The sequence below is a fragment of the Vibrio sp. TMPB1044 genome, from assembly GCF_030442075.1.
GTDB lineage: Bacteria > Pseudomonadota > Gammaproteobacteria > Enterobacterales > Vibrionaceae > Vibrio > Vibrio satsumensis.
The window spans coordinates 181,216-192,379 of sequence record NZ_JAUJED010000023.1 but is presented as its reverse complement, the minus strand read 5'-3'; the positions used below and the strand labels follow the sequence as shown (position 1 = coordinate 192,379).

The 11,164-nt window shown below is 39.9% G+C and carries 9 protein-coding genes; 6 read left to right on the top strand and 3 right to left on the bottom strand.

From position 1 onward, the window contains the following. Positions 1–12: 12 nt before the first annotated feature. Together QQ041_RS16840 and QQ041_RS16835 are read right to left on the bottom strand one after the other, a co-directional pair. Positions 13–945: a DUF58 domain-containing protein gene (locus QQ041_RS16840; RefSeq protein WP_285954533.1), complete on the bottom strand. Its 933-nt coding sequence runs from the start codon at positions 943–945 to the stop codon at positions 13–15. 15 nt (positions 946–960) lie between these two features. Next, complete coding sequence (locus tag QQ041_RS16835) at positions 961–1,929, bottom strand: MoxR family ATPase (RefSeq protein ID WP_285954532.1); 969 nt, start codon at positions 1,927–1,929, stop codon at positions 961–963. A 403-nt stretch (positions 1,930–2,332) separates the two neighbouring features. Between QQ041_RS16835 and QQ041_RS16830 the strand changes: the two genes are divergently transcribed. The 3 genes from QQ041_RS16830 (at position 2,333) to QQ041_RS16820 (ending at position 5,602) form a co-directional block, all read left to right on the top strand. Continuing rightward, positions 2,333–3,388: a DUF1254 domain-containing protein gene (locus tag QQ041_RS16830; RefSeq protein ID WP_285954531.1), complete on the top strand. Its 1,056-nt coding sequence runs from the start codon at positions 2,333–2,335 to the stop codon at positions 3,386–3,388. A 481-nt stretch (positions 3,389–3,869) separates the two neighbouring features. Next, positions 3,870–4,466 carry a hypothetical protein gene (locus tag QQ041_RS16825; protein WP_146491639.1) on the top strand — a complete coding sequence of 199 codons (597 nt, stop codon included), beginning with the start codon at positions 3,870–3,872 and terminating at the stop codon, positions 4,464–4,466. A gap of 578 nt (positions 4,467–5,044) precedes the next feature. Then, the gene (locus tag QQ041_RS16820) at positions 5,045–5,602 is read left to right on the top strand and encodes a prepilin-type N-terminal cleavage/methylation domain-containing protein (protein WP_146491638.1); all 558 of its coding nucleotides are present in this window, start codon (positions 5,045–5,047) and stop codon (positions 5,600–5,602) included. 113 nt (positions 5,603–5,715) lie between these two features. Here the strand turns inward: QQ041_RS16820 and QQ041_RS16815 are convergent, their stop codons facing one another. Further along, positions 5,716–7,098, bottom strand: coding sequence for an MATE family efflux transporter (locus QQ041_RS16815; RefSeq protein ID WP_146491637.1), 1,383 nt, complete (start codon positions 7,096–7,098; stop codon positions 5,716–5,718). A gap of 411 nt (positions 7,099–7,509) precedes the next feature. Here QQ041_RS16815 and QQ041_RS16810 point away from each other — a divergent pair, with 411 nt between their 5' ends. The 3 genes from QQ041_RS16810 to QQ041_RS16800 all read left to right on the top strand — a co-directional run bounded on the left by QQ041_RS16810 (position 7,510) and on the right by QQ041_RS16800 (position 11,154). Further along, positions 7,510–8,391, top strand: a complete 882-nt coding sequence (locus QQ041_RS16810) for an aspartyl/asparaginyl beta-hydroxylase domain-containing protein (RefSeq protein ID WP_285954530.1) — start codon at positions 7,510–7,512, stop codon at positions 8,389–8,391. Between the two features lie 23 nt (positions 8,392–8,414). After that, complete coding sequence (locus QQ041_RS16805; RefSeq protein WP_239862385.1) at positions 8,415–9,296, top strand: DMT family transporter; 882 nt, start codon at positions 8,415–8,417, stop codon at positions 9,294–9,296. Positions 9,297–10,320: 1,024 nt separating this feature from the next. Next, on the top strand, positions 10,321–11,154 hold the full coding sequence (locus QQ041_RS16800; protein WP_285954529.1) for an alpha/beta hydrolase: 834 nt from the start codon (positions 10,321–10,323) through the stop codon (positions 11,152–11,154). Positions 11,155–11,164 lie beyond the last annotated feature (10 nt).

Genomic DNA, 11,164 nt, shown 5'->3' with positions numbered 1-11,164 from the left:
ATTCTCAGTTATTTAAATCGCGCCGAGTGCTTTTTTAAGCTGAACATCGGTGGGGTCGACTGTGTTGAACCGCAATACAGGGATTCGATATTTCTTCGCCACTGCCGTAAAATTATCGATGGCTCGAACCACATTTTTGGCGAACGCATCGCGTAACTGTGCTTCTTGGCCTGATACGGATAACTGCAATTGTCCGTCGCTAAGTACCATCTTATTAAGCGTGGCTAAATCATGCTCCAGTGGGTCGGTGACATGACACAACACCACATCGTTGTGTTGACACAAAGCCTTGATTTGCTCTTCGCTACGCTCGTTATAGCCGTAGCCATCGGTAATCAAGATCACTAGGCCATCATGCTTAACCAACCTTTGTGCCTGATGAAACAATTTTTCGAACGAATTGGATTGCGTGTCTTGAGCCTTTCCCGCTTTTAGCTGCTGATTCTTACTCGCAATTTCATTGAGTATTTTGAGTACGTGGTTTGCGCTGCGTTGTGGAGGAATTGGCAGTGCAGTGCTGTCGTTATAAACAATCGCACCAATACGATCGGTACTGTCTATGACTTTCCAAGCAATCAAAGCTGCGATTTCTGCAGCAACTACAGATTTCATTCGACCTGTACTGCCGAAGAACATGCTGGTGCGCTGATCGACCATGACATAAACGTTACGCTCGCGCTCTTCAGAGAATATTTTGACGTGTGGCTTGCCCGTTCTATTTGTCACTTTCCAATCCATGGTGCGAATATCATCGCCAATTTGGTAGTGACGCATCTCTTCAAAGTTCAATCCACGTCCACGTAGCTTAGATACATGACGACCCGTTAACGCGCTGTTGATTGGCTGAGCAGGTAAAAAGTCAAAGCCGTGCGCCTTGTATTTCAAAAGTCGCAATGCCTTCAGATTGGTATAAATATCAGGATCAAGTGTTGGTTTCGTCTCCATGGTGACCTCTCGCCGTTAAGCTACAGCAACCTGAGACAAAATCTCATCGATGACGCGTTCTGAGCTGACGCCTTCAGCAAGCGCATCGTAAGACAGAATAAGGCGATGACGCAGAACCCCATGAACCACTTTACGAACATCATCAGGGTCGACAAAGTCCTTACCGTTTAGCCAAGCCATTGCTCTTGAACATTTGTCTAACGCTATGGTTGCACGGGGGCTTGAGCCAACACCGACCCACTGTGAAAGTGGTGACTCTGGGTACAACTCGGGTTGTCTCGTCGCCACAACAATCGCGACAATGTATTTAAGAACCGCATCGCTACAATGTATGTCGCGCAGTTGTTCTCGAGCATCAAAAATGCACTTAGGGTCAATGGGGGCTGGTTTCTCCGCGCTTGGTTTTTCCTCACTACGAACCATCTTAATGATCTGCTCTTCGGCACTCGCATCTGGATAGTCGAGATTTATTTTCATGATAAATCGGTCCATTTGCGCCTCGGGAAGAGGGTAAGTACCTTCTTGTTCAACCGGGTTTTGTGTCGCTAAAACCATGAATAGGTCAGGCAGTTTGTAAGTCTTACCTGCTACTGTGATTTGTCGCTCTTCCATTGCTTCCAACAATGCAGCTTGTACCTTTGCCGGGGAGCGGTTGATCTCATCGGCCAGCAATAGATTATTGAAAACTGGGCCCGGTTGGAAGGTAAGCGTCGGTTTGCCATCTACGTCCTGATACACCTCTGTGCCTGTTACGTCCGAAGGCAACAAGTCCGGAGTAAATTGAACACGACCAAGGTCAACTTGTAGGGCTGAAGCCAATGATTTGATAGAACGAGTCTTTGCTGTTCCGGGTAATCCTTCAAGCAGAACATTACCATTTGTAAGTAGCGCAACCAGTAATGTGTCGACCATATGTTGCTGGCCAATTACCGAGGATTCCATTTGCTGCTTTAGGTGGTTTATAGAGTCTAAAGTTGGGTTCATTTGCTTGCCTATTGACTAATTAATCAAGTGAGATTCAGGTCACCAGATGGCGAAAAGATAGATATTGTTAGTTAAAGCAACTATTTAAATCACCTTTGCTAAGGGTAGTCGAAAATAATTTCGACACACGCGTTCAACATATCTTTGTAAACGACTCACCTTGGAAATACTGAATTTCATGGTCTATAAATAGGCTACTGTATTGTTTGTATTTTAATCAAGAATAAAGGTTGATAAGTAACATTACTTTGCTGCATATCTATTATACGGCGATGTCATTTGTGAATTTATGCTGCCTTGATAACATTGTTCACAAGTTGAGCGGTTAACGAACTAACTGTTCGAACAAAGACAAATGGACTATGTATTGATTTAGCGTTATCGATTTTATTAGAGGTCAACAATGAAAAAATTAGCATTAGTAGTTTTAGGTTTAAGCGCAGTTTCTCTTTCTTCTTACGCAGCTGAAGAAGTTTCAACTCTAACAGAGTTCTTCAATGCCGATGGTGAAGTGACTACCGTCGACAATTACGCGGTGTACGAAACTTCACGTCAGTATTTGAAAAACCAAGAGCTTGTTGGCGTCAATACATTCCGTCACAAACGCGAGCTAACGCCAACAGATGAACAGGATGTGGTTCGAATGAACCGAGACACCTACTACTCAATGGCAGTAATTAATGTATCAAAGGGGGCGACCGTCACGTTACCCGAGATCCCTGAAGGCAAGTACATGTCGATGGAAGTGATTACTGAAGATCACCGCATTCAGCCAATGCAATACGGTTCAGGTACGTTTGATCTTTCTACTCATAGCGGTGATCACGTTTACGTCATTGTTCGTACCGACGCGACATTCTCGAAAAATGAAGTTCATGAAATCCAAGATAAAATGAGCATTGATGCAAAAGCGGATGGCGAGTTTACTGCTATGCAAGTGGATGAGAAATCTTTTGAAGAGGTAGAGACGAGCCTTAAGATGGAAATGCCAACAATACTTAAGCGAGATGGCGCTCAAGCGACATTTGGTATGTTTACAAGCCCTGAAGATGCTTCAAAAGAGATGTTTACTAAAGAGAAATACGCAGTTGGCGCAGCTGTCGGTTGGGGAGGCGCACAGCTAGAAGATAACATCTATGAAATCTCTGGAAACTTCCCAACAGATACTTGTCATCAGGTAACTTTTGAAGACCCTAAAAACCAAGCGTTTTGGTCAGTAACGGTCTACAACAAGCAAGGCTTCATGTTTGATGATGTAGCGAATGTAAGCTCGAATACGGCTGATAAAAATGCAGACGGAACTTACACACTAAGTTTCGGCTGTGGTGATGGCGCTGTAAATAATATCAAAACCGAAAATGACTCTGGTGCGTTTAACTTAGCTTTCCGTCATTACATCCCAAGCCAGAAAGTACGCGATGGGTTCCGAGTACTTCCTTCTGTGAAAGCGATTAATTAAATAAATGATATAGTCAAATATCAATTCGAGAAGCGCGTTGTTGCCGAATGACAGTAACGTGCTTTTTCGCATTTATAGTCTTATAGACTATTTTGATTAGTGTTAGTAGGAGTTTTATATTCTGTTTCGATAATTATGTAAATAACCCCCAATAAATAGGTTATTACAATGAAATGCCAGATATTACGTAGAAATTAACATGGACACTCTTCGAGTGATAATTGTATTTTATTTTTTAATATTAAATATATCTGTTTGACGAGTTGTAATGCCTTGATGATATTTAAGTTGTATTGGTTTTTATATTTGTCCTAATTGTGATATCTCTTATATCAACACTTGATTGTGGTGAGTTTTAACGGGGGTTGATATTGCGGAGAGCTGTATGATAATTCGATTGATAAGATTGAAAATCTAGAAGTAGATATTGGTATTAACCATTTAAATTAAAATTAAAATTAAATTAGAAAGAAGGCAGTACATGAAAAAATTAGTGTTCTTAATTTCCTGTTTATTGAGCTTAAGCTTACAAGCTAAAGTCGATATGGCAGATCCCACCGCTGTCTACAGTAGTTTGGGGGCTGAAGTTAATACCGCAGGTGTAGATATGAGTGTGGGGCTTGCTTCTGGTCGACACTTGGCTTTATTGGAGTCAAAAGATGGCTTCGATAAACTAAAATTAACATATGCAAATATGAAAGATGGCCAAGGCTTCTACACTGAAGTAGGAGGGAATAGCGATGTTAGAAATGTGAGTGCTGGTTATATTATGACATTTAAGTTAGATGCCTTAGTGATATATCCAGTTGCAATGCTAGGGTATACAAATAATGAAGTGGTAGATGATTATGATATGACATCAACATTGGGTTGGTATACTCGTTATAAGTTTGCAGATAATTTCCACCTTGGTCTAGACCCTTTTTATTCCTCTCAATATGGTAGTGAATATCAGGACAGTTTATCGACTGACTTGTTCGTAGGATATCAACATGGTCGCCATAGATTCAGACTTGGTGTTAATATGATCAGCAACGATGAAGAACAATACTTTTTAAACTATAAGGTTGCTTTTTAACTCAAGACCAAAAAAATACTTTAGAGAGAATGATTATAGCGACCTTGAATATAAAGTTAACGAACAAGCTTGGGTTTTACATTTTGACACCGGTGAACATTGATAACATTTCCTTCTAACACTTCATAACTTTAATTTCATTAGTAATTAGAACAATATCGATTCAATAAGCGCGTTTATTGGCAGTGGCAGTACGCTGTTTTTCATTTAGTACCTAGATATATGCCTAGTTGTCTGCTGTGTTGAATTATCAGTGTGTGCGAAGACGTTTAAGAAATGGATGAGACTTAAACAGTTTAAATCTCAGCTTGCCTAACTTGCGTTACATCAAATAAATCGATTAAACATTATCTGTACCTTACTGGTATTTATGTCGTTGTATCGGATCTTCAATGATTGCTCGTACCTTATGCAACAAGGCTTCTGGTCAATTAGACAAAGTATTGAGCCAACAATCGACTTATATTTGCTTTACCTGTTGCTCATTGAGGATGTTTCATGTGTTCTCTTTGCGATGTATAGTTATTGATAAGTCATTTACTTATCGAATGTTTAAGTTTCAAATTGATGTGGGTGTCATGAAGAAAAACGGATTTACTTTAATTGAACTGATCGTGGTGATTATCATACTCGGAGTATTAGCGGTAACTGCGGCTCCAAGATTCCTCGGTATCCAAGAGTCAGCAAGAGAAGCGGTACTTGAGGGCGTCGCAGGTGCGATGGAAGGGGTAATCACGCAGGTAACCTCTAAGGCTATTATTGTCGGATTAGACCCAGCTGCTAGCAACCCAAGTGACCAAAGTAACTATGTTATCGATTTTGGTATTGGTAGTGTGGAAGTCGATTGGGGAACGCTTTGCCCTGAAAGCCGAGGGGAATCAGGGGATAAATTGAACATGCTCGATTTCCTTACCTTGTCAGATGATGACAGCTTAACGTCTGACTTTGCTAATAGGTATACAGTGGTTGGTTATGAATACCCGTTTACTACATCAGAACTTGATGGCCCAATTATAAATGTTCTTCCATCTGGATGTTATGTTCTTTACGATTCTTTCGGTGGTCGAGTAAGTGGAAATTCGTGTCCTGATGGTGGTTGTGAATGTACCGTTGAAGTGGTGAACGACGAGTGTTAACCAGAGAAGCTAAACGACTCTATTTGGAATAAAGCTTATTCGAATTAGATAAAAAAGCGCGTTATTGCCGAGTAGCAATAACGCGCTTTTTTGTATTAGCTTGTTGATTTGTCTTAGTTTGCCAATGGAGCACTTGCTGGTGGCAAGTCACGCTTCTTAATCACGTATCGTAAGCGAATTAACATCAGTGTCGCTGATACGCTCAATCCCGTCAGAATACCAATCCAAAAGCCTTCTTCACCCATCGCAGGAACAATGTGGTCTGTTAAGCCCAACACCATGCCGAGTGGTAATGCTAAGCCCCAGTATGAAGCGATAGCTAAGATCATCGGGATCTTAGTGTCTTTATAGCCACGCAACGCGCCGTTGGCTGAGGTTTGCAATGCATCGCTGAATTGGTACATCGCCGTAAACGTCAACAATACTGCTGCTGTCGCGCTAATTGCTGGGTCGGTGGTGTAAAGCCTAATGATCCATTCAGGGAACAGAAGGAACATCGCAACCGAAAGTAATGATATCAACGCGGCAACCAAAATGCCGACTTTGCTGCGTTCAATTGCGCCTAGTTCATCTTTTTCACCTAGCGCGTGTCCAACACGAATCGTGATGCCAAATGAGATACTCATCGGAATCACGTAAGTGAGGCTCGAGATGTTAAGTGCAATTTGTGCTGCTGCCACGTTCTCTGCACCAATACGGCCAATCATTAATGCGATTACCGCAAAGATGCTGCCACATACGGCGATGTTCATCCCGATAGGTAAACCTAATCTTAGAAGGTGAAGCATCTCTTTTGCTTTTGGCTTCGCGTCTGCAAAGCTGATGATGGTCTTGTAGTGGTGATGACCTTTAATGTAGGAATACAGCATCCCCGACATTAACCAATACACTAAGCTTGTCGCCCAGCCACAACCCACAGCACCCATTTCAGGGAAGCCGAATTTACCGTAGATAAGCACGTAGTTGACCGGAATATTCACCAACAGACCAACCACAGAAATGATCATCGGTACTTTGGTGTTGTTCATACCTTCACAGAAGCCATTCAAGGTGTAGAACAGGGCAATACCTGGCACACCAAAGGCTAGGGCAAAGGCATAATCACTGCCGATAGGGATGATCTCAGCGGCAACCCCAATCCATTCTAAGATCGGTTTCGCACTCACCAAGTAAGCGATAAGTAGCACACTCGCTATTAATGCCAACCAAACCATCTGGAAGAATTCAACAGAGATACTTTGAAAGTCACGTGCGCCACGGTGGTAAGCGACAACAGGCGTTAACGCCATAATCACGCCACGCAGTAGCAGCAACACAGGAATCCAAAGGCTGGTACCAAGTGCAATAGCGGCAAGATCGGCAGGGCTTACTTGGCCAGCCATTGTCGTATCGACAAATCCCATCGCTTGGGTAGCTATTTGAGTCAAAATGATTGGAACCGAAAGATGCATAAGCGCACCCGATTCACGAGTAAAAGGACGAAGTTTCGTTAGCATGGAAGTTCACAACACCAATATAAATACACGAATGATGGCAGGATGGCCGGTGTGCATTTTAGGATGTGCCCCGTTGGGCGGGCGACAATATAAACACCTTACCGTATAGGGTCAAGCTTTGAACTGAACAAACTAAATAGCGAGTAATGTGGTGTTGTTTTTTGCATTTTAATCAAACACTTATAATTTTTCTGAATCTGACTTGTGGTGGTTCTATCTGAGGTTAAAACGGTACTAACTCTTGTTTAAATGGCATTTATATAATTAAAAGTATGCTTTTATATGTGTTAAGTCACATATTGATTTTAAAAATAATTAAACCATTGATAGTTGTTTGTTGTTGAGTACTATGTCGAACGTAAAATGCGTGTTACAAAATATTAATAAAAACAAAAATAAAAGGTTAATAAATTGAAATCCAAAACTAAGTTGCTAGGAAGAATCGACTTTGAAAGTAATTCTTTAAGGAAAGACCTTGATATCATATCTAAGTTCCCTGTGTTTGAAGAAGAATACAACGAATTTAATAGTGGTACGTGGATAAACAATTCATTGTGGAATGATGACGGGGATTATCAAAATACCCAGTACAAAGATAATAAAAACAAAGCGAAGATGACCGAACTAGGTAAGCAAACGTTATATATCAATGAAATTATCAATAAGTACTTTGACGTAGAAAATCTTAAAATGGTTAGGACGCGTAACTTAATAAATGGTCAAGTTATACCGCACAAAGATTTTATTGAATTGGGTGATAATAAGGGAAAATATATACGTGTATTAATTCCTCTTGAAACTTCGTTAACTTCTTATCATAGTGATGAAGACTACGGGGTATTTAGAATGCTTAAGGGTGATATTTGGATGCTTGATGCAAGTGTAGTCCATGCAGCATACAATTTTGGTGATGGGAACCGAGTTATTCTTTGTTTAGATTTTCAATATGATGGTGTAGATAATGTAGACCCCTCACTTATATTCAAAGACAAATCTATTCATGATGAAACCATAGAAGCTATGGTATTTCAAAGGGCCCCCCTTCGAGAGCAAGATGTTTCAGATTTTATTTTTGATATCTCAAAGTCAATTTATAACCTTGAAGATCTTAAAAGTGCGATTTTGAAAGTATCTAGTGCTCATGTTCATCACGATATACCAATTAAAGAGACGTACGATATCCTTATTGAAGCTACGAAGTCTAAAGGTGGTGATATATATAATGCTTGCCATGAAATGAAGGAATATTACACTGTTAATAGAAAGTTAGGCGAAAGATTCACTACAGTGTAGTTTTTATAGCTGGGAGGCTATCTGTGAAATATTTAGGATGGATTTTTGTTTTTCTGTGGGCTTCCGGCTATATCGCGTCTTCGATAGGATTGAGTTATACTAACCCACTTACTTTTATAACACTTAGAGTGATTGTTGCATTATTTGTTTTCGTAATTATTAATTTTTTAATATTAAGAAATAATAAAGTAGATAATAGGAGTATGGTACATGCCATGATTGTAGGAGTGTTTATACAATTTCTCTATCCGGTCTTTTTCTCTTATTCATTGGTGTCAGGAATCAGTCCTGCGATGTTGACGATAGTCTTAGGATTGCAGCCAGTTTTAACGTTAATAGTATCTAGAGATCTAAATTCGAAATTTCAAATTTATGGGGTCTTAGGTTGTGTACTCGGTACATTGATTTTTTCGGTGGAAAATTTCAGCTTGGGAACGACAAATTTTGAAAATCTTATACTTGCAATCTTGTCGTTATTAGGTGTTACATTTGGTTCTATACATCAAAAAAAATATTGTTCAAACATACCTATTGAAAAAAACATGTTGTTTCAATGTTTTTCAGCAACACTAATATTATTGCCTACAACCATTATTTTTAGTGAGTTTAAATTTGATGTAAACAATATTTCCATATCAGCATTACTTTGGCAGTCACTTCTAATTTCTGTGCTTTCATCTATGCTCCTTATAAAAGCCTTAAAATCGGGCACAGTGACTAATGTATCTACGTACTTTTCTTGTGTCCCAGCTGCCACTGCCGTAATGGCATACATATTTTTTGATTCTGTAATAACAGTAAATATGATGTTGGGCATGTTTTTGATATTTGGATGCACTTGGCTTATACAAAACCAAAATTGGATTGATGTTTTTTTTGAAAATAGAGCCAAGCAGAAAACCTAAGTATAGGTTTGCTATTTTTTTTGCTTACTAAGTCTATTCTATAGTCGACAATAATATATTATAAAGACCACTTATAAACGTGGTCTTTTCCTATCATAGGAAATATAATAATTTTATTAAAGAAGATGACGTTGCGGGCAGTGTTAATTATTGGTTGAGTCTTTGTCTGATTATTAATTATAGTCCTTCGCGAATGGTCTATATGGCCTTTTGGGCCTTTTGTGTTTATATGAAAACTGGCCAAGGTTAAGCTACATTAAAAATGTTTAATCCAAGTCATTTAAATAAAACTGAATCACCTTTCAATGTTTCGTTTCTCAACAAGTTTACCACATAATTTTAGTCCGCTTAACGTGGACATTATATGCCCAGGTTGGATATCTTATTGAGGGGATAATGAAAGATCCAGATAGCGAGTGTTCTAAGTGGAAACTCGAGAGAATAAAGGGGCGCCTGAATTTGTTATTCGTACTGCATTTTCTGCTATTTTTGGGGTGATGATCGGTCGAAGTATTGCCCCGTTGTCTATTTTTTAGAAACAGCTTGAAGTTGGACGAAAACTACTAATGTACTAATGAGTGGTGTTTGGGTATCTGTTGGCAGACTTCCTCTTAATTTCATAATTTGGTTGTGGCGTGAAAGAAAGGATAAACGTCATACCGCTAGGTTTAAACAACACATTGAACACACTACTATGGCACCAACTATTTTTGTATACCATCACTTCTTAGCTTCAAATCTGGCAGCGTGTAAACTTCTTACTGCCACAAAGCCAACAGAAACACAAAAAGACCAATCCCAAGTGTGACTTTCAAAAATAAGCCAAGAGGGGCTCCACCTTTTGGCGCTTTGTTACAACATCCCATAATCGTTTCCTAGTCATATTGAACTCGTGAGTTAACCTTAAACCTTTCCCTTACGGTAAGGTCAATGAGTTTATAAAACTTCACCAAATTAACCTTTCTTATCGTGTTGGATTCGTTATGATAAATCCAAATTCTGCGATTAGAAGTGAGAGGGTAATGTGTTGATAGAAAGGTGGTTAGAGATTGATGGTGACCAGCTTTATTGCTTGTCGACTGACATCAAAGAGTCTCAGGAAACATTAGTGTTAATTCATGGGTTGGGTGAGTCACATTTATGTTTTGCCGACTCGTTAGATTGGCTCCCGAATTACAACTTAGTCATGTTCGACCTTTGTGGTTATGGCTATTCTCCTGCTTCAGACATATCCCATTCAACAGAAACCCAAGCAAAGCGAATATTGAAAGCTCTCGACCTATTGAGCATCAATGATTGCTTTCTACTTGGGCACTCTTGGGGCGGCGATACATCGACGTTGGTTTGTGAATACGACACGAAAGGTATCGTGCGTGGTTTCATTAATGCTGAAGGCGGGTTGCACGAAGAAAGCATCATTCTATCCCAGATTATTGCAGACACATATTCTGAACTAAGTACTGATGAATTTACGAACTGGGTGAAAGGAGAAGGTTTCTCAAAACGTTTTGCCATGGCTTGGGGACACGGAGCGGGTGTTAAGTATCTTTCGTCAGTTAGACGATGTGAGCCAGAGGTTCTTGGTCAAACCGCCAGTGAAATCTACGGGCAACATGCGACTCAAGATATCCGTGGCGTGGTTGGCTGGGGACAAATCTACGAAAACTTATCCATACCTAAAGTATATTTTTGGGGTACTGACAGCTTAAAGGGGTGTGAACGTGCGAAAGTGTTTATTAGTACGCTAGATAATGTTTCGTTTGAGGGCGCAAACCACTGGGTGCAAAACGATCCTGCTAAGTTCTATGCAGAAGTAGACAAATTTATTACTGGTGTTGCAAATAGCACCAAAGCTTAGGTAACCATTA

What these genes read in the sequence shown, in the direction of transcription:
- QQ041_RS16830 (WP_285954531.1), top strand. Translation starts at nt 2,333, where the DNA reads ATGAAAAAATTAGCATTAGTAGTTTTAGGTTTAAGCGCAGTTTCTCTT.
- QQ041_RS16835 (WP_285954532.1), bottom strand. Translation starts at nt 1,929, where the DNA reads ATGAACCCAACTTTAGACTCTATAAACCACCTAAAGCAGCAAATGGAA.
- QQ041_RS16815 (WP_146491637.1), bottom strand. Translation starts at nt 7,098, where the DNA reads ATGCTAACGAAACTTCGTCCTTTTACTCGTGAATCGGGTGCGCTTATG.
- QQ041_RS16840 (WP_285954533.1), bottom strand. Translation starts at nt 945, where the DNA reads ATGGAGACGAAACCAACACTTGATCCTGATATTTATACCAATCTGAAG.
- QQ041_RS16820 (WP_146491638.1), top strand. Translation starts at nt 5,045, where the DNA reads ATGAAGAAAAACGGATTTACTTTAATTGAACTGATCGTGGTGATTATC.
- QQ041_RS16825 (WP_146491639.1), top strand. Translation starts at nt 3,870, where the DNA reads ATGAAAAAATTAGTGTTCTTAATTTCCTGTTTATTGAGCTTAAGCTTA.